This window comes from Rufibacter sp. LB8 (assembly GCF_014876185.1).
Classification (GTDB): Bacteria; Bacteroidota; Bacteroidia; order Cytophagales; family Hymenobacteraceae; genus Nibribacter.
In genome coordinates this window covers 2,526,307-2,544,850 of the sequence record NZ_JADALJ010000001.1, presented here as the reverse complement: position 1 = coordinate 2,544,850, position 18,544 = coordinate 2,526,307, and the positions used below count along the sequence as shown (strand labels likewise).

13 protein-coding genes and 1 pseudogene are annotated in these 18,544 nt (G+C 51.6%); 7 read left to right on the top strand and 7 right to left on the bottom strand.

Annotation, left to right across the window (positions count from 1 at the left end; all coding sequences use genetic code 11):
• Positions 1-20 precede the first annotated feature (20 nt).
• Together IMY23_RS10690 and hflX are read right to left on the bottom strand one after the other, a co-directional pair.
• Entirely contained in the window at positions 21-623 is a 603-nt protein-coding gene (locus IMY23_RS10690) for a hypothetical protein (protein ID WP_192822074.1), read from the bottom strand.
• Positions 624-757: 134 nt separating this feature from the next.
• Positions 758-1,963, bottom strand: coding sequence for a GTPase HflX (hflX, locus tag IMY23_RS10685; protein WP_192822073.1), 1,206 nt, complete (start codon positions 1,961-1,963; stop codon positions 758-760).
• 197 nt (positions 1,964-2,160) lie between these two features.
• On the opposite strand from hflX, the gene IMY23_RS10680 reads away from it, so the two are divergent.
• Positions 2,161-3,276, top strand: coding sequence for a glycosyltransferase family 4 protein (locus tag IMY23_RS10680; protein WP_192822072.1), 1,116 nt, complete (start codon positions 2,161-2,163; stop codon positions 3,274-3,276).
• 83 nt (positions 3,277-3,359) lie between these two features.
• Positions 3,360-3,902, top strand: a complete 543-nt coding sequence (rfbC, locus tag IMY23_RS10675) for a dTDP-4-dehydrorhamnose 3,5-epimerase (protein ID WP_192822071.1) — start codon at positions 3,360-3,362, stop codon at positions 3,900-3,902.
• Between the two features lie 303 nt (positions 3,903-4,205).
• Here rfbC and murF read toward each other — a convergent pair whose 3' ends face one another.
• Positions 4,206-5,492 carry a UDP-N-acetylmuramoyl-tripeptide--D-alanyl-D-alanine ligase gene (gene murF / locus IMY23_RS10670; protein ID WP_192822070.1) on the bottom strand — a complete coding sequence of 429 codons (1,287 nt, stop codon included), beginning with the start codon at positions 5,490-5,492 and terminating at the stop codon, positions 4,206-4,208.
• Positions 5,493-5,531: 39 nt separating this feature from the next.
• On the opposite strand from murF, the gene IMY23_RS10665 reads away from it, so the two are divergent.
• A complete protein-coding gene (locus IMY23_RS10665; RefSeq protein WP_192822069.1) occupies positions 5,532-7,757 on the top strand; it encodes a T9SS type A sorting domain-containing protein in 2,226 nt (741 codons plus the stop codon).
• Positions 7,758-8,456: 699 nt separating this feature from the next.
• On the opposite strand, the gene IMY23_RS10660 is transcribed toward IMY23_RS10665, so the two are convergent.
• A complete protein-coding gene (locus IMY23_RS10660) occupies positions 8,457-9,230 on the bottom strand; it encodes an amidohydrolase (RefSeq protein ID WP_192822068.1) in 774 nt (257 codons plus the stop codon).
• Positions 9,231-9,343: 113 nt separating this feature from the next.
• Between IMY23_RS10660 and IMY23_RS10655 the strand changes: the two genes are divergently transcribed.
• The 3 genes and pseudogenes from IMY23_RS10655 (at position 9,344) to IMY23_RS10650 (ending at position 14,810) form a co-directional block, all read left to right on the top strand.
• Positions 9,344-9,883, top strand: coding sequence for a 5'(3')-deoxyribonucleotidase (locus tag IMY23_RS10655; RefSeq protein ID WP_225986477.1), 540 nt, complete (start codon positions 9,344-9,346; stop codon positions 9,881-9,883).
• Positions 9,884-10,442: 559 nt separating this feature from the next.
• Positions 10,443-11,285: pseudogene (locus IMY23_RS20315) on the top strand (nidogen-like domain-containing protein); the annotation flags it as partial.
• Between the two features lie 762 nt (positions 11,286-12,047).
• Positions 12,048-14,810 (top strand): HYR domain-containing protein, encoded by a 2,763-nt coding sequence (locus tag IMY23_RS10650; protein WP_192822067.1) that lies wholly within the window; start codon positions 12,048-12,050, stop codon positions 14,808-14,810.
• 120 nt (positions 14,811-14,930) lie between these two features.
• Here IMY23_RS10650 and IMY23_RS10645 read toward each other — a convergent pair whose 3' ends face one another.
• The 3 genes from IMY23_RS10645 to IMY23_RS10635 all read right to left on the bottom strand — a co-directional run bounded on the left by IMY23_RS10645 (position 14,931) and on the right by IMY23_RS10635 (position 18,128).
• Entirely contained in the window at positions 14,931-16,079 is a 1,149-nt protein-coding gene (locus IMY23_RS10645; protein ID WP_192822066.1) for a pyridoxal phosphate-dependent aminotransferase, read from the bottom strand.
• 100 nt (positions 16,080-16,179) lie between these two features.
• A complete protein-coding gene (locus IMY23_RS10640) occupies positions 16,180-16,758 on the bottom strand; it encodes a uracil-DNA glycosylase family protein (protein ID WP_192822065.1) in 579 nt (192 codons plus the stop codon).
• A gap of 434 nt (positions 16,759-17,192) precedes the next feature.
• Complete coding sequence (locus IMY23_RS10635; protein WP_192822064.1) at positions 17,193-18,128, bottom strand: hypothetical protein; 936 nt, start codon at positions 18,126-18,128, stop codon at positions 17,193-17,195.
• A gap of 218 nt (positions 18,129-18,346) precedes the next feature.
• Here IMY23_RS10635 and IMY23_RS10630 point away from each other — a divergent pair, with 218 nt between their 5' ends.
• Positions 18,347-18,499, top strand: coding sequence for a hypothetical protein (locus tag IMY23_RS10630; protein WP_192822063.1), 153 nt, complete (start codon positions 18,347-18,349; stop codon positions 18,497-18,499).
• Positions 18,500-18,544 lie beyond the last annotated feature (45 nt).

The window sequence follows — 18,544 nt, the reverse complement described above, 5'->3', positions numbered from 1 at the left end:
TGTACCCTAAAACAGAAAGCTTACTGGTGGTATCGCATGTCGAAACGTCCCTCGCGCACCTCCACTTTCTCCCCTTGGCTGTTGACGGCGTCAAACCAGAAGGTGCCCGCCACAATGCCGCGTTGCTGGTCAAACTTGGTGATGCGCAGCTCTCCTGTCAGTGGGGAGACAACCTTGTGAGAATTTAGGCCTATGGGTGAAAAGTCAACCATGGCAAAGGCTCTACCAACTTGATCAGGGCCCGTCAGGTGGTAAGTTTCCCCTTCCTTCAACTCTAGGGCGTTTGTACCTAGGACCACTACTATAAATCTCCCCTCTTTTCTATAATCTCCAGCGGACACTTCAAAGAAATGACCTTTTACCGGGTTAAAGTCCTCAAATAAATATTGGTAGAAGGATCTAAGCGGGGGCACACCAAAACCAGCGTTGCCATTGGGAACGAAGGCTTTGCCATTAATTAGGCACCCAAAGGTGTTCTTGCCCTCCTGCGTAGCTGCTGGCAAGCGCTCAATTTCAGAGAGCTCCTCCTTCTCACAGGAGACGGCCATGAGCAGTAGACTAGTGAGCAGCGGCAGTAGGCGGCCCAGCAGCAGGGTTTTGAATAGTTTACGGTTGGTTTTCATGGATGGAGGGTTGAAAATCAACTCAATATAGTAAATCGTAATGAAAGCAATACCAACCTCTTTTGTGCTTATAAGTATGTGGTTTTCCTGTTTTGGGGCTCATTTCCGGAAATGAGCTCCAAAACAGAAACCAATTATTCCACTTCTTTAAACGGCGCGTTGTTGGGGTAGCGCTCGTAATGAAGTTTTGCCACGGTGTCCAGCAATACGCGTCTGAGTTCATCTAAATTGCTGCGGTTGGTGGCCGAAATGAAGATGGCGGGCGCGTGCTCCTTGGCCATGTAAGACGATTTGAGTTCGTCAATCTCAGGTAGGGCATCGGGGTGATCGGCTTTGAGTTCGGCTTCGCGCTGCTGCAGGTACAGGTCGGTTTTGTTGAAGACCAGAATCACCGGCTTGTCAGCGGAGTGAATGTCTTTGAGCGTGTTGTTTACTACGTTAATGTGTTCCTCAAACGAGGGGTGCGACACATCTACCACGTGCAGCAGCAAGTCAGATTCCCTGATTTCGTCTAACGTGGTTTTGAAGCTTTCAATCAGTTTGGTAGGCAGTTTGCGTATGAACCCCACCGTGTCTGAGAGCAGGAACGGGATGTTGTCAATGACCACTTTGCGTACGGTGGCATCAACGGTGGCAAATAATTTGTTTTCGGCGAACACATCTGCCTTGGTGAGTTGGTTCATGAGCGTGGACTTGCCCACGTTGGTGTACCCCACCAAAGACACCCGCACAATACCAGACCGTGACTTGCGCTGCTCAAAATTCTGCTTCTCAAACTTCTCCAGCTTTTCCTTGAGCAAGGTGATCTTGTCACGCACAATCCGTCTGTCGGTCTCAATCTCGGTTTCACCCGGTCCGCGCATGGCCACGCCCCCGCCTTTCTGACGGCTTAAGTGGGTCCACATATTGGTCAGGCGGGGCAATAAGTAGCGGTACTGCGCCAGTTCTACCTGTGCCCGCGCCGTGGCGGTCTGGGCGCGCAGCGCGAAGATGTCCAGAATCAACAAGCTCCTATCAATGATTTTCACCTCCAGTTCACGCTCCAGGTTGCGCACCTGTGAAGGGGAGAGGTCATCGTCAAAAATAACCATGTCTACCTTGTGCTCTTTCACGTAGGCCACAATCTCTTCCAGCTTGCCCTTGCCCACGTAGGTGCGTGACTCCGGTTTGTCTAGTTTCTGGGTGAAACGCTTGAGGGTTTTGGCGCCCACGGTCTCGGTCAGAAAGGCCAGTTCGTCCAGGTATTCCTTCGTTTTCTCGTCGGTTTGTTTGTAGGCGGGTACGGCCACCAGCACGGCGGTTTCCTGCTCTTTGGCCGTTATATGTAGTTGGTCTTTCATGCGGTTGGGTTAGGTTTCAGTGGCCTTATGGCTTGGGATAAGGCTTTTGTTTTCTCTACGGGAAACACGCGGTTTCAGCCAAGCGGCGCGTTGCAAAGTACGTACATTGCCGGGTATGTCCATACAACCCCATCCAGTTTCTGCGTATAGAAACCGCACTACTGCTAATTTGCTATCTTTGTCTTTTATTTCTGCCCATGCGCATTGCCATCGTTATCAACAAGTCCTGGAATATCTTCAACTTTAGGCTGAGCCTGGTCAAAGCCTTGTTGGGCGCCGGGCATGAGGTTGTCGCCATTGCCCCGGAAGACGCCTACAGCGCCAAACTGGTGGCCGAAGGTTGTCAATTTCTACACCTGCCCATGGAAAGCAAAGGCACCAACCCCGTCAAAGACCTGCTGCTGATCAAGAGTTTCCTGAAGGCCTACCGCCAGGTAAAGCCTGATGTGATTTTGCAGTACACCATCAAACCCAACATTTACGGTTCCATTGCGGCCAAGCTGGCGGGTATTCCCACCATCAACAATGTGTCGGGTTTGGGGACGGTATTTATTGTGCAGAACCTGGTCTCCAAAGTGGCCATGGCCTTGTATAAATTCTCGTTCCAGTTCCCGGCCAAAGTCTTTTTCCAGAACCAGGATGACAAACAGTTATTTCTGGACCGAAACCTGGTGAACGAATCCATTACCGAAGTGCTTCCGGGCTCCGGTATTGACACCAACCGTTTCCAGCCGGCGGCCGAATTCAAACGTCAGGACCCGTTCGTGTTTCTGATGGTTTCCCGCGCGCTCTATGAAAAAGGCCTGGTGGAATACGTGGAAGCCAGCAAGATTTTGAAAGCCAAATACCCCAACCTCAGAATTCAACTCTTAGGGGCCATTGACGAAGAAGGAAATATTGGCATTAAGCGTACCCTGGTGGAACAGTGGGCCAGAGAAGGCTGGCTAGAATACTTAGGCACCTCAGATGACGTGGCTGGCCTCATGCACCGCGCCGATTGCGTGGTCTTGCCCTCTTACCGTGAAGGCACGCCCCGCACGTTATTAGAAGCCGCCGCCCTGGGCAAACCTTTGGTGACTACCAACGTGCCCGGCTGCAAAGAAACCGTGATTGACGGCTACAACGGCTATTTATGCGAAGTGCGCAACGGCGCAGACCTGGCCGCCAAAATGGAACAAGTCTATCTGCTCTCTGACCAAGATTTGGAGGAAATGGGCAAAAACAGCCGCCAATTAGCCTTGAAGAAATTTGACGAACGCTACGTGATTGAACGCTACTTTGCCGCCATAGCCGCGGCTACGTCTAAACGGTAACGTCACAACGGCAAAGTAGAAAAGATTGTACCTTTGCCCATCCACACCTTCACACATTCGCTCCTTCATTCAATAAAAAATATATGCAAGTAACAACCTATCCTTTGGCGGGTGTGGTGGAAATCACCCCTCGTATTTTCGCCGATGACCGCGGTGCTTTTCTGGAAACGTTCAGCGCCCGCCAGTTTGCGGAGGCTGGTATCACCGAGACCTTCGTGCAGGACAACCTCTCCATTTCCAAAAAAGGCGTGGTGCGCGGGCTGCATTTCCAGAAACCACCCTTCGCGCAGGCTAAATTGGTCACGGTAATTGCAGGCAAGGCCTTGGATGTGGTTGTGGACATCAGAAAAGACTCGCCCACCTTCGGGCAGCACGCTACCTGTATCTTAGATGCTGAGAAACGGAACATGTTTTATGTTCCAATAGGGTTTGCACACGCTTTTATGGTTCTTGAGGAAGGAACGGTTTTTACCTACAAATGCAGTAATTACTATAGCAAAGAATCTGAAGGCGGACTGCTCTGGAACGACCCCGCGCTAGGTATTGACTGGGGCATTGTGAACCCGCTGGTGTCTGAGAAAGACGAAATCCTGCCCACGCTGGCTGAGCTGGATTCTCCGTTTTAAACTGGGTTAAATTGGATTTTAAACCTCACAGGTCTCCATGACCTGTGAGGTTTTTGCGTTTTTGGCTTCGTTTCTGGAAATGAGCCCGAAAACGGAAGGTGTTTCTTACATGGCAAAGGCCAATCTAGTTTGCCACCAAGATCCTTTCAGGAAAACAAAAATAGATAGGTCTGCCGCAAGTTTAGGACTATTGTAACTTGTGGCAGATAATTTTGTAGAGACCAGGCACTGCCTTGTCTCCACGCATTTCCATATATCTGTTTTCTGCTTCATTTTCAGAAATGAGCCCGAAAACGGCAACGGCTACAGCAAGTCCACCACGGTTTCCAGGCCAATGCCGCGGGAGCCTTTCACCAGCACGTGGCTGTTCCTGATGGGGTGGTCCTGGAGCCATTGCTGCAGGGCGCTTTTCTCGGCAAAGTAGCGGAACTCCGGGTGTTCTTCGGCGGCGTAGCGCATCTCTTTTCCGCAGAGGAAAACTTCAGAAAAACCTAAATTGGCCACCTGATTTCCAAGTAATTTGTGTTCGGCTTCGCTTTCCTGGCCCATTTCCAGCATATCGCCTAAGATGACTACCTTTTGGTCGCCGGCCATGATGGCGAAGTTGCTGACGGCGGCGGCCATGGAACTGGGGTTGGCATTGTAGGCATCCAGCAGAATGGTGTTGGTGTCTTTCTTGACAATCTGCGAACGGTTGTTCACAGGCGCGTAGGCGGCAATGGCGGCATTGATGTCTGCGTGCGGCACCCCAAAATACTGCCCAATACAAGCGGCGGCGGCCATGTTCTCAAAATTGTAGGAACCCATGAGGTGCGTGTGAACCTCATCACCGTTGGCGGCCCGGTAGAAGACCTGCGGCGCGGCCTGGAGCAGGGTGGCGCTGTAAGTATCTTCCGGCTGGTAATACGTGACTTTATTGGCCAAGCGGCGTACCATGCGCATCAGATGTTCGTTAGACGTATTGACGAACACGGTGCCATCGGTTTTGTCTAAGTGCAGGTAGAGTTCGCTTTTGGTGCGGGCTACGCCCTCCAAATCCCCGAAGCCCTCTAAATGCGCCTTCCCAATATTGGTGATGAGGCCGTGCGTGGGCAGGGCATAGGAGCAGAGTTCGGCAATGTCGCCGGGGTGGTTGGCGCCCATCTCAATGATGGCTAACTCGTGCTCAGGCTGAATACTGAGCAGGGTGAGCGGCACGCCAATGTGGTTGTTGAGGTTGCCGATGGTGCAAAGCACGTTGTATTTCTGGATCAACACCGCATTGATGAGTTCTTTGGTGGTGGTTTTTCCGTTTGAACCCGTAATGCCTATAAACGGAATGGTCAGTTGTTTTCTATGATGCAAGGCCAGTTCCTGCAAGGCTTTCAGCGTGTCTGGCACCTGTACAATGTTGGGGCCGGTGATGGCTGGGTCCTGCACCACCGCATAGCGGGCGCCTTTGTCCAGGGCCTGCTGCGCGAACTGGCTGCCTTTGAAATTAGGTCCGTCCAGGGCAAAGAAAAGCGTGTTTTCTTTCGCGGCGCGCGAATCTGTGCTTACTTTCCGGCATTCCAGGTACTTTTGATAAAGGTGCTCTAGGGGCTCCGTCATAGAAATAGAAGTATTGTTCACATCAGATAATCACTACGGATGAACCGTAAAGTAAAGGTACTAGCCTTTTTCATAAGTTGCATGGCCGCGGTCACGCAATCTGCCTGGGCCCAGCACGCCATCAGGTTCCAGGAAACCGCCGGCCCGGCCGTGCGCGTGCAGGACCAGATTTTGCCCATGCCCTGGGCCGGCGGCTTCAACAGTCCGCAATTCTCGGCCATTGATCTGAACCACGACGGCCAGCAGGATTTGTTTGTCTTTGATAGGAGTTCGCGGCGCGTGACCACATTTTTGGCGGTACAGACCAACGGGCAATGGGCCTACCAACACGCGCCTGCTTATGAAAAAGCCTTCCCGAAGGAGTTGCAGGTATTTGCCCTGCTCCGGGACTATGACCGCGACGGCGCGCCGGATTTGTTTACCGCCTCTAACCTGGGCATGAAAGTCTACCGGAACACCTCGGGCACCGGCACCCCTACTTTCGACTTAACACACCCGGTGCTTTTTTATAACATAGACGTGAACTTAGTGGTTGGCGCTGAAGACTTGCCCGCTATCACAGACATGGAAAAAGACGGCGATTTGGATTTGCTGCTTTGGGAATGGTCTGGGGGGCTTCGGCTGGAATATTTCCAGAATATGCAGCAGGAGCAAAATCTACCCGCAGCACAAATGAAATTCACCAAAGCCAGTTCTAATTGGGGAGACGTGAGCCGGTGCATAGGTTCTTGCAACAAGTATGCGTTTAACGGAGATTCTTGTCCGGCGGTACAGCACATTGGCGGTTCTAGCGTGCTGCCGCTAGATGTAGATGCCAACGGCGTTTTGGATTTAGTAGTAGGCCATGACGATTGCCCAGATTTAGTGAGTTTGATGAACATTGGCAGTAATCTTCAACCTAGGATTTCCAGCGCGCAATACAATCTTCCGCCAGATATTACGGGCAACCAGTTCAGCGTTTTTCCGGCGGCGTATTATTTAGATGTCACGTTTGACGGAATCCCAGACTTGGTGGTAGCGCCCAACGCCACCTCTAATTCGCACCAGAACGTCAATTTGGCGAGCTCTACGTGGGTGTACGCCAACACGGGCACTGCTATTCTGCCAAGGTTTACTGGTGCCAAACAGCCGTTCCTGCAACACCAAATGGTAGATTTGGGCGAAGGTGCCGCGCCCGCCTTAGGTGCGCTTACCGGCGGCAATACACTAGACTTGTTGGTGGGCAACACCGCGCTCCTGAACGGCACCCAATATGCCGCGTCGCTCACGCTTTTTCAGAACAAAGGCACGGGCAGTCAGCCGCAGTTTGAACTGGTGAACACAGATTACCTTGGTTTTGCGAGCCAGAAATTGCTGAACCTGAAGCCCCAGTTAGTAGACCTTAACCAAGACGGGGCCATAGATTTAGCCTACAGCGCTTATAACCCCGCCACCACCACGCAGGAATTCCATTATCTCCTGAACCAAGCCGCGGCGCAGCAGCCAGCCCAGTTTTCAGCGGCGGCCGTGCGCCTCACCGGGGTTACTTTTACAAGAGGAGACACGCCGTATCTGTATGATGTAGACCAAAACGGAACCCTGGATTTGTTAGTGGGCCGGTCTTCTGGCGCGTTGCATTATTACCGGAACACAGGCACGTCCACTTCGCCGGTTTGGGCCTTGGTCTCAGATGCGCTGGGCGGCCTTGCGGCGAATTCTGTGAAACGAAGACTGCAACTTCACATCGCCCACTTAGACCAGAACACTATCCCGGATTTACTCACCACCGATGACAGCGGGCAGTTAAACCTCTACCCAGATTTCACGGCCCAATTGTCGGGGACTTTCCCGGTGCAGGAAAATGTGCTTTGGGATGAACTGCAGTTTGATTACAAGCCGGCTTTGCTGGGTCCTGGGAATTTCATCACTTCCGGAAATTTGCAACAACTGGTAAACGCGCGGCCAACCGTGATTCTAGGCACCCACGCGGGCGGATTGAAGCATTGGCAAGTGTTGTCACACCCCTTGAGCGCACGTGACCAGGAGCTTGCGAAACAGGTGTTGGTGTTCCCCAACCCCGCGCAAGGTTTTGTACAGGTGCAGACTCCGCAGGCGGCCACTCTTCAATTATTCACGCTCACCGGCACCAAGGTGTTACAAGACAAAACCGCTTCGCAGGAAACCCAACAGCTAGACGTGCAGCATTTGCCTGATGGTTTCTATCTCCTGCGCGTCACGTTGCCCAGCGGTCAAACTTCCACGCATAAACTGTTGCTACAGCGGTAGGAACTGGCGGACAATGGCGGAGACACTCGTAGGAGCTGCGCACACTACGAGGTCTTTTGAGCAAGCGTCTGTCGGTTCCTCCACAGTAGAGACAAGGCAGTGCCTGGTCTCTACAACCGGCACGCGCATTGCCAGTTTCGGCTTCATTTCCAATTTAGAGCCCGAAAACGTAATTGGCGCAGACCTCACAGGTTTTGGAAACCTGTGAGGTCTTTTGAGCTGGCGGCATTGTTTTATACCCAAAACGAAGACTGCCTACCAACTAGCACCTTTTCCAGCCTTTCCATCGAGCGCCTAAGCAGGTTCCGTCGCCGTCAGGCGGGTGGCGAAGGCGCCAGGAAGCTGGTACAGCGCGAGAGGGGAAGGCGGGGCCTCGCGGCCGTGAGCGCTCGGAGCCCGGCTATGGAATGAGCCGTCTTGTAGAACTCAGGAGTAAGCAGAAATTTGGAAGGAAAGCAAACTGCGTGCAAAAAAGCAGCTGGAACCGTAGTCTTGATTGTTGGCCCCTATGAACACCAACAACGGCGAGTAATAACAACGACGGAGGTGCTTGAGGTAGGCAGCTGCTAATTGTGTCTTCGTTAGATTCTTCGGCAAGCTCAGAATGACAAAAGTAAAGTGATAATCCCGTTTTCGGGCTCATTTCTGAAAATGAAGCCAAAAACGGGAATTCTGATTAGATCCTGAGGCTATTTAGAATTACAGAATTGTAAAGGCATCGGCGTCTACATCCCAGGGAAGTTTTTTACGAGTTTCCTCTAAATGGGCGCGGGACAGGGTAATGGTGGTGAACGCTTCTTCGTGTTCTGAATGGTAGAGCTCCTCACCCAGTAAATTGTAGGCGGCGGTGTCGCCGGCGTAAAGGTGGCCGTTGGCGTCGGTGCCTACGCGGTTCACGCCCAGGCAAAAGGCCAGGTTCTCAATGGCGCGGGCCCGGAGCAAGGTCTGCCAGGCCAGGCGGCGTTTGTTGGGCCAGCTGGCTATGTAAATGAGCACATCATAGTGCAAGGGCGTGTTGCGCGCCCACACCGGGAACCGCAAATCATAGCACACCAGCGGGCAGATTTTCCAGCCGTTTAACTCCACAATCAGCTTTTGATTACCGGGCGTATAGGCCTCGCATTCGCCGGCCATCCGGAAGAGGTGGCGCTTGTCATAGGTTTCCAGCGAGCCGTCTGGCCGTACCCAGAGCAGGCGGTTATAGTAGTTTCCCTGGTCTTTGATGATTGCGCTGCCCATGACCACCGCCTGGGTTTGCTGCGCCACCTGTTTAAGCCAGGTCACGGTGGGGCCGTCCATTTCCTCGGCCAGCGCCGGAGCGTCCATGCTGAAACCAGTGGTGAACATTTCGGGCAAGACCACTAAGTCGGTGGCGGGGAGTTGCTGTATTTTCTCCTCAAAAAGAGCGCGGTTGGCGGCGGCATCGTGCCATTTTAAGTCGGCTTGGATCAAGGAAACGCGCAAATCGGTCATTTACTTAAGAATTAAGAATGGGGAATCAAGAATTAGGGGTCAATATTTCAGAATCAGAAACTTCCTTTTCTTATTCCCGATAAAGATAGAGAACGTTCACCAAGAATACCCAAATGCAGCCAACCAAGAAAAAGATAGCCATTGACATGGATGAAGTCATGGCCGACCCCATAGCCAAGTTCATTGACCTCTATAACCGCGACTGCGCCCTGAACCTTACGCTGGAGCAACTGCACGGCAAGGAAGTGTATGAGTGCGTGCCCGCAGAGCACAAAGACAAAGTCTGGGAATACAACAACGCCGAAGGATTTTTCAGAGATTTGAAGGTCATTCCCGGCAGCCAGGAAGTCATAAAAGCGCTCACCGAGAAGTACGATGTCTTTATTGTGAGCGCGGGCATGGAGTTCCGGAATTCACTCATTGACAAGTTTGACTGGCTGCATGACCATTTTCCGTTTATTGGCTGGCAGAACTACGTGCTCTGCGGCGACAAAAGCATCATAGGCGCCGATATCATGATTGACGACCGGCCCAAGAACCTGCGCACCTTTAGCGGGGACCGTAAACTGCTCTTCTCCTCGCCGCACAACGTCAACCTCACCGAGTTTGAGCGCGTGAGCACCTGGCAGGAAGTGGCGGAGAAGTTGCTGTAGGCAGGCAGTTTTGTTTATTCTAAATTTATTTCCTCTTTAAACGTATTTATGGGATTTTCGGGCAAAGATGCCTTAGTGAATGAAAATGTTGCTTTACTAGGATTCTTGGGCTATTGTTCAAATAATATAGCTTCTAATTAAAGGAAACTTATAAAAAATTATGTTTAATGAACTTGCATTCATTAAACATAATTTTACATTTAAGCGTTTATAAAATTTATTTGCCTCGCTTAATTATAAAAAATATTATTAGGTTTCTAAAAGTTCGTTTATCCTTTGCCAATTATAATACTGAAACGCTATAGCCTGGTTCATTAATCAGGGATTTCTCAATTGTATAAAGTTGGGTTGCTGGCAATGCTCTGCTGGTGCCAGCACCTGCCTTTGTACGAATAGTATACATATTCCCTTCCCCCGGAATAGCTTACCCCCAACTTACGCTTTTCTTTTCCTCTTACCCATTACGGTGAAGTAACATTCACTGAATTTTTGCTGCCCCAAATGGTGGCCTGGCGGAGCTTTCTCTTTTTTCTACTACTAAACCTTTAACTATTTTTTTATGATGAAAGAATTACAAAGCTTCTTAGAAGAAGATTCTCTTCAGAAAAGGCAGGTGCCTATTCTGAAGAAAGACAATTTTTATTGTTCCAACTCCCTAATAAAAGGCAGGCTTAAATCATTATTTATCATTTTTGCCCTGTTTGCTTTTGTATTACTACCTCAGCTTAGTTTTTCACAAGCCCAAGTAATTGACCCAGCTTTATTAGACCCTACCTATAGAACCACTAAGGAGAGCAAGGCTAGAACTGCCTCGATTCCAGAGGTTGGAAGATTGTCACCTTCGTTTGCGAGCAGCAATCCCTTAGGGGGGCTTTTCGCGGGTGCTTTTACTAACACTTCAGTAGGTGCATTGGCCAGCTCGTGCTTTATTCCGCGCGATGGAAGTTATACAGCCGTACCCAAAAATGATGATGGATCTTATGGGCCAGTAGCCTTAGGTTTCAATTTTAACCTGTATGGCACCACTTATAATCAAGTTTACATTAATACAAATGGGAATTTGACCTTTGTTGCACCAGAATACGCCTATAACCCATCTGGTTTTCCATTTCATGTGCCCATGGTTGCCGCTTTTTGGGGTGATGTTGACACAAACGTACGGGGACAGATTTATTTCAAGCAGACTGCTGGTAATATTATAGTTACGTGGGACGGCGTAGGGCCTTATGGAAATGGAGCAGGTAGCAACACCTTTCAGATTATCCTGACAAACGGCACAGATCCTTTGTTAGGCTTTGGGCGAAATGTGGCCCTGAACCACCAAAACATTCAGTGGGCTTATGGTACGGCGTCAACCGGAGCCCCGGCAACGGTGGGTATTAACCACGGCAACGGGTCAAACTATGTACAGATAGGTAGATTCCTGCATCCTAATAGCTCCTACGATGGCCCAGGGGGTAACTTTGACGGACTTTATTATTTGAATGGCTTATGCTCAAACTTCAATGTTAGCAATGCCGGCAATATAGAGCCTTCCTCTAGCGGGTTTCCTCAGAACAATATCATTAACTTAAATGTTGGGCAATCTATTACTATTAATCCCCAGTTTATTGGGCCAGAAGTAGGCCAGTTCATTACTACCACGGTAAATGCCAACGGTATGTGTGGGGTAACTACATCAGTTACCAATGGGAGTGTCTCTACAGCCAATGTCACCATTGCCGCTAGTGCTTGCAATTTGGGCACAAACACAATTACGTTTACGGCAACAGACAATGGTACACCAGTGGGGATTACTACAGAGACTATAACTGTAAATGTAGTATCACCATGTACTGCACCTGCCATTGCAAATTGTCCGCAAACGCAAAATGAAGTACTATTTACCGATGTGAACAGTTGCTCTAGGGTGTTTACTTACAACCCCATCATCACAGGCACTAGCCCAAATGTGACATACAGTTTTTCAGGAGCTACCAGTGGTTCTGGCGCCGGCACCGGAAGCGGTTCAGCCTTTAACGTAGGCCAAACTACAATAACTATTACGGCCGCCAACAGTTGCGGTAACACAAGCTGTAGTTTTGTAGTGACTGTTGTAGATAATGCGAACCCTGTTCCAACACTTGCCGCTTTGCCAACAGTCACTGGTCAATGTTCAGCAACAGTGACAGCGCCAACGGCAACTGATGGTTGCTCTGGCACTATTACGGCTACTACCTCGGGTCCAACCACATTTGCCACGCAGGGAACTCATACCGTAACCTGGACTTACACAGATGCCGCTGGAAACAAAACCACGCAGGAGCAGACAGTGGTAATCAAAGATGTAACCCCTCCGGTTATCTCTGGACCATTTAACATCACGGTAAACGCTGATCCTAACACATGCGGAGCCAAGGTAACGTATACCACCCCGTCCGCTACTGATAATTGTGGGAATGGTAATTTGCCAACCTCTATACCAGGATATACCTATAAAGGAAATTTCGGCGGACATGCCTATTTCATTTCTAATACGGCTACTACGCCAGAAGATGCCCATGCCAAAGCCATTGCCTTAGGTGGGCACCTGGTGACTATCAGCAACTCTCAGGAAAACGCCTTTGTCTCAGCTATGAGTCCTTTTTACATTTGGATTGGGCATACTGATAGGGCAGTGGAAGGCCAGTATAAATGGGTAACAAGTGAGCCTGTCTCTTACACTAATTGGAATGCGGGGGAGCCTAACAATGCAGGCGGTGGTCAAGGCGAAGACTGGGCAGTTATCAACTGGGGGCCAAACGGCACCTGGAATGATTGGTTCTACACGGCTACCGCTTTTTATGTAGTAGAATTTGAAGGAGGCGCTATTCCGGCCACGCAAGTGGCGGGTATAGGAAGTGGCAATGTGTTCCCGGTAGGTACTACTACTGAGAAATGGCAAGCCGTAGACGCTGGCGGAAACGTGTCAACTGTTTCTTTCACAGTAACCGTAGTGGACAACCAAGCCCCAGTGCCCACATTGGCTACCTTGCCGGTAGTGAACGCAGAGTGTTCTGTAACCGTAACAGCGCCTATAGCCCTTGATGCCTGCAAAGGTACCATCACGGCTACCACCAATAACCCTTTAACCTACACGGCCCAGGGAACCTACACTATAACCTGGACTTACAATGACGGCAACGGCAACAGCGTCAGTCAGAGCCAGCAAGTGGTGGTGAAAGATGTAACCCCTCCAGTCATGGCCGCTCCGGTAAAGGTGACTGCTTTTGCTGAAGTTGGTAAATGCGGAGCTGCGGTAGCACTTTCTAGCCCTGCTACTTCTGATAACTGCAGCGTGGCTTCTGTGACTAATAATGCACCAGCCTTCTTCCCGGTTGGTACTACTACTGTGACCTGGACTGTGAAAGATATAAATGGTCTGGTTTCTACAGCTACCCAAGAGGTAGTGGTAGTAGACAACCAAGCTCCTGTATTCGCTGCCATTTCTAATGTAGCGGTCAACACAGACAATAACGTTTGTGGTGCTGCTGTAACCTATGCTACGCCAGTTGCTACTGACAATTGCGCAGTGACAACCGTACAAATTGCCGGTTTGCCCTCAGCTTCTGTTTTCCCGGTAGGGGCAACGGTCAACACGTTCAAAGCAACTGATGCTTCTGGCAACACCAGCACTGTCAGCTTCACAGTGACTGTTACAGACAGACAAGCCCCTGCGTTTGCATCAATTGCGGATGTGGCGGTCAACACTGACCAAGATGTGTGTGGAGCCATGGTAACGTATGTGACCCCGGTGGCCACTGACAACTGCGAAGTAAGCACCGTGCAGACGGCAGGTTTGGCTTCTGGTTCTGTGTTCCCGGTAGGTACTACCACCAACACGTTTGTAGCCACTGATGCCTCTGGCAACATCAGCACCATCAGTTTCAAAGTAACCGTAACTGACAAGCAGGCACCTTACGCATTGGCTAAGAACATCTCCGTTACGTTGGTCAACGGATCAGCTACCATCAGCGCGGCAGATGTGAACAATGGCTCTTATGACGCATGTGGCATTGCCTCTATGTCGGTGAGCAGAACCAGTTTTGACTGTTCCTCTGTAACAGCTGCCAGCACTTCTAAAGAGTATACAGTTATCTTGACGGTGACAGATGTAAATGGCAATGTGTCTTCTACCACCGCGGTGGTAACGGTTATTGGCACCAAGCCAGTAACGTCTATAGCGGTAAGCAGAACAGACAACACCAACACGGGGGTGAACACGGCCAAGACTATTTTCCTGGGATATGGCGCGCAAAGCCTCACCTTGACGGCTTCAAACGCTACCTCGGCGGCAGGAGCTACTACCTACAGCTGGTCACCAGCCGCTGGCTTAAGCAGCACTACAGCCGCAAACCCAGTCTTCACCCCAACGTCGGCGGGTACCTACACCTTCACGGTAACGGCTACCAACGAGTTCGGCTGCAGCTCTACGGCCACTGAAACCATTACGGTGGTAGATGCCCGCTGCAGCGCTGGCAAAAGCGGAAGAATGGACAAAGTGCTGGTTTGCCACAAAGGCCAGGAAATCTGCATTGACGCCAGCGGCGTAGCGGCTCATCTGGCCCACGGGTGCACCATTGGCAGCTGCTCTGGTACCATTGCGGTCACCAAATCATCGTCTTTGAGCATGGCAGAGGCCACGGGTACCTCAACTGTTGACGTGTATCCTAACCCAGCCATTGGGACCGTGAACATTAGCGTGTCCTTCGGAAGCAATGCTGCTTATACCCTGGAAGTATATGACCTCAAAGGCAGCCTGGTGACGGCGGTGAGTGCTGGCACAGGAACGGAAGGCGCTTCTAAGAGCTATGACCTTGACCTGAGCAAGTACCGCGCAGGCATGTACCTGGTGAAGCTTTCCACTGAAAGCGGCGTGATCACCAAACGCTTGGTGGTCGCTAACTAGGAAGCCAATTTTTTAAACCAACCCAAATTAAAAGCCCCGGCCATTGGTCGGGGCTTTTTTGTGCCTGCAAGATTTTCCGTTTTCGGCTTCATTTCCAGAAATGAGCCCGAAAACGGGATTTTACAACCTCACCAATCTATCTGCGGCGGCTTTTAACGTTTCGACTTTTTTGGCGAAGCAGAAGCGCACCACGCGGTGGTCTGTCTGGTCATGGTAGAACACGGAGACCGGAATTACCGCCACGCCCGCCTCTTTGGTGAGCCACTGCGCAAAGTCCACCTCGGGTAGATCAGATATCTGGTGGTAGCGGGCCAGCTGGAAATAGGTGCCTGCGCTGGGCAATAACTCAAACCGACTGGGCCGCAGCAGTTCAGTAAACAAATCGCGTTTCTGTTGGTAGAAAGCAGGTAAAGAAAGATACGGTTCGGGCCTTTCTAAATACGTGGCCAGGGCCTGCTGAAACGGTGTGGCCGTGCTGAAGGTGAGGTACTGGTGCACTTTTCTAAACTCAGAAGTCAGGTGCGCGGGCGCGATGCAGTAACCAACTTTCCAGCCGGTGGTATGAAACGTCTTCCCGAAGGACGAGATCACAAAACTCCGCTCCGCCAATGCTGGCTCCGTCAACAAACTCAGGTGCTGGTTTCCGTCAAAGACCATGTGCTCGTAGACCTCATCACTAATGATCAGAAACGGATGCGCATGCGCCAGGGCCTTAAGTTCCTGCAAATCTTGCGCGCTCAAAATGGCCCCGCTGGGGTTATGCGGCGAATTGATAATCAGCAACCTGGTTTTAGAAGTCAGCTTTTCTTTCACCCGCTGCCAGTCAATACTAAAGTCTGGGAAGGTGAGCGGGACAAATACGGGCACGCCGCCGTTCAGCTCAATGGCCGGAACATAACTGTCATAACACGGCTCCAGGACAATGACTTCATCCCCCGGCCGCACCACGGCGGTAATGGCGGCAAACAGGGCCTCGGTGGCGCCAGAGGTGACCGTGATCTGCGAGTTGGGGTCGGTGGTGTGACCGTAGAGGCGCTGGGTTTTCAAGCTGATCTGTTCCCGCAGGTTGGGCAAGCCAATGCTAGGCGCGTACTGGTTGAAGCCTTGGCGCATGGCATCTGTCACCAAATCTACCAGTTCTGGCGCGCAGTCAAAATCTGGGAAGCCCTGCGAGAGGTTGATGGCCCCGTGCTGCTGCGCCAGCTGGCTCATGGTGGTGAAAATGGTGGTGCCCACGTGGGGCAGTTTACTCTTAAAAGACGTGCTCATGCGTTTTGGGCCTCATTTCCCGAATGTAGCCAAAAAACGCCTTCGGGCAAGAATGGGAAAGGTACCATCTCTGAAATTCAGCAAAATCTAGACTTTTGTCTTATTGGTTAAGAGTACTGTTCACAATCTCCTGGAGCGTGGGAATCACTTCGTGCTCAAACCATGGGTGCCGTTTGAACCAGGCAATGTTGCGCGGCGAGGGATGGGGCAGGGGCAAATACCGGGGCAGGTAGTCGCGCCAGGCTTCCACGGTTTGGGTGAGGGTGGGCTTCGCCGAAGTTCCCAGAAAAGCTTTCTGCGCGTAATTTCCAATCAACAAAGTGAGCTGGATGTTGGGCAGCAGCGGCAAAAGTTGCGGGTGCCAGTGCGTGGCGCATTCGGGGCGGGGCGGAAGGTCGCCGCTGGGGCCGGTGCCGGGGTAGCAGAAGCCGGTGGGCATGATGGCCACGTGGGTTTCGTCATAGAATTCATCGGGCGTGAGCCCCAGCCAAAGCCGCAGGCGCTTGCCGCTCTGGTCGTCCCAGGGAATGCCCGACGCGTGGACTTTGGTGCCCGGCGCCTGCCCCACCACCAAGAGGCGCGCTGTGGCACTTGCCCGCACAATGGGCCTAGGGCCATGGGGTAAATGCGCAGCACACATCTGGCACGCGCGTATTTGGGTAAGTAATTCCTGTAGCATTTTTAGGATGGGCGTTTTCGGGCTCATTTTCAGAAATGAGGCCAAAAACGGAAATTTAGTGGTTGAATTCTTACTGAAACTAGAACAGCTCGCCGCCTATGAAAAGTGCCGTTGCGCGTGATTTAGACGAAGTTGGAATGCGTGATGCGTTATTTGTAGAGACGCAATACCTTGCGTCTTACTCGTGCAGATAGAATTCAGCAATGCGTGAGACGCAAGGTATGGCGTCTCTACAATGGCTTCGCTTGTTTCAAGAACCGGCAAAGAAAAAGCCGAAACATTTTGTTTCGGCTTTTAAGGAGGTCAAATACAGGTTAAGGAGCTAGCAGCGGGTTGTCGCCGGGCTCTTCTGGGGGAGGCAAAAGTTGCAGGAGCAGAATGGCGCCCGCTAGGCCCGTGATGAGGGCTGCCCAAAATACAGCTTTCATGGCTGGTTAGTAGTAGCGCGGGTTGTTGCCCCGGTTGTAGAAAAAGGAGTCATCGCCGGAATCTGTCTCATCTGACCAACGCGGACCACGTTCTGTGCCCTGGTCGCGGGTGGAGCGGTACTCCTGGCGGTTGTCTCTGCTGGTTCGGTAGCTGTCACGGTCGCGGTCATGGTCTGGTTGCACGGCGTTGGTGCCGCGGTTCCAGAGGTTCTGCACGCCGTGTTTCATGTCATGCCAGGCCTCGCGCACGCCTTCGCCCATTTCGCCCAGCATATCGCCTTTGTCACGGTCTGCGCGGTGGCCGTTGTTGTCTGTGTAGCGGCGCTCTTCATACCAGGTGTGGTTGCCGCTGCCGTAGCGGTAGTCATCGTCTTTGTAGCGGCTGCGGGTGCCGGGGTATTCATTGTAGGGGTTATCTTCGGGTCTGGGCAGTTCCTGCTGCACCCCTTTGGGGTCCATGTACGCGCCGCGGTAATAGTTTTCATTGGTGTCATCTAGGCGGCGTTGCATGGGCACGTTCTCACTGTAGGCCCGCACATGGCCCTGGCCGTAGGAATCTTGGCGAGCGCTGTAATTACCGCGGCCATCACCGTAAGAAGAATGGCTCTGTTGGTTTTGCTGGTAGCTGCCGGTGCCGCGTCCGTCTCCGTAGTTAGAGCTGCTGTTCTGGTGGGAACGCTGGCCTTGGTTTCCGTAGTGCTTGTTCAGGCTACCGCCCAAATCTGCGTTGGAGTTGCGACTGTACTGGTCTTCCGGGAAGCGGTTCTGGCCTTGATGCCCTTGCCCTTGCTGGTAGCTGCGGTCTTGGCTCCAGCGGTTGCCCCCTGATGAGGACGACGGTCTGTTCTGCTGGTCACGGTGGTGCAATTCACGGCCTATGCGGTGGTTGTCCATTTCGCCGTCTTGGTCTGGCGACTGCCAATTTCTCTGGTTATTTTGCATGTTAGTAGGGTGTTAAGGAATATTCATTGCTAGCAGGGCGCGGTGACCGGCCCTTGCCCTTGAATGTACGAGTGCCCCGTGGAAGGGTTAAGCTAGCGCGGTGGTCTGTTGCGTTTTGGGGCTCGTTTTGAGAAATGAGCCTGAAAACGGACCCGGCAGAAAAACCTTTCAACTAAAATTCAGTATGTGGAAGGAAGAACTTAACCGCTTCTGTTTTTATGAAAAGATATCTACCTCTGTTGGGTGTTTTCCTGTTGTTTTTTCTGGTAGTTTCTGGCTTCGCAAGGGGTGAGGCCGTTAAAACCACCACTGTCTCTAAAAATTACCAAACCGTTTTTCCGGGCCAAGCGGCCTTGACTCCTAGCAGATAAAAGGCTGTGGTCTTTTCGTGGGGAGTGTCACCACATAACCAATCG

Bases quoted from the DNA above. Each gene is read 5' to 3' on its own strand.
- rfbC (WP_192822071.1), top strand. From the start codon at position 3,360: ATGCAAGTAACAACCTATCCTTTGGCGGGTGTGGTGGAAATCACCCCT.
- IMY23_RS10630 (WP_192822063.1), top strand. From the start codon at position 18,347: ATGAAAAGATATCTACCTCTGTTGGGTGTTTTCCTGTTGTTTTTTCTG.
- IMY23_RS10690 (WP_192822074.1), bottom strand. From the start codon at position 623: ATGAAAACCAACCGTAAACTATTCAAAACCCTGCTGCTGGGCCGCCTA.
- IMY23_RS10645 (WP_192822066.1), bottom strand. From the start codon at position 16,079: ATGAGCACGTCTTTTAAGAGTAAACTGCCCCACGTGGGCACCACCATT.
- IMY23_RS10655 (WP_225986477.1), top strand. From the start codon at position 9,344: ATGCAGCCAACCAAGAAAAAGATAGCCATTGACATGGATGAAGTCATG.
- IMY23_RS10660 (WP_192822068.1), bottom strand. From the start codon at position 9,230: ATGACCGATTTGCGCGTTTCCTTGATCCAAGCCGACTTAAAATGGCAC.
- IMY23_RS10665 (WP_192822069.1), top strand. From the start codon at position 5,532: ATGAACCGTAAAGTAAAGGTACTAGCCTTTTTCATAAGTTGCATGGCC.
- IMY23_RS10640 (WP_192822065.1), bottom strand. From the start codon at position 16,758: ATGCTACAGGAATTACTTACCCAAATACGCGCGTGCCAGATGTGTGCT.
- IMY23_RS10680 (WP_192822072.1), top strand. From the start codon at position 2,161: ATGCGCATTGCCATCGTTATCAACAAGTCCTGGAATATCTTCAACTTT.
- hflX (WP_192822073.1), bottom strand. From the start codon at position 1,963: ATGAAAGACCAACTACATATAACGGCCAAAGAGCAGGAAACCGCCGTG.
- IMY23_RS10635 (WP_192822064.1), bottom strand. From the start codon at position 18,128: ATGCAAAATAACCAGAGAAATTGGCAGTCGCCAGACCAAGACGGCGAA.
- murF (WP_192822070.1), bottom strand. From the start codon at position 5,492: ATGACGGAGCCCCTAGAGCACCTTTATCAAAAGTACCTGGAATGCCGG.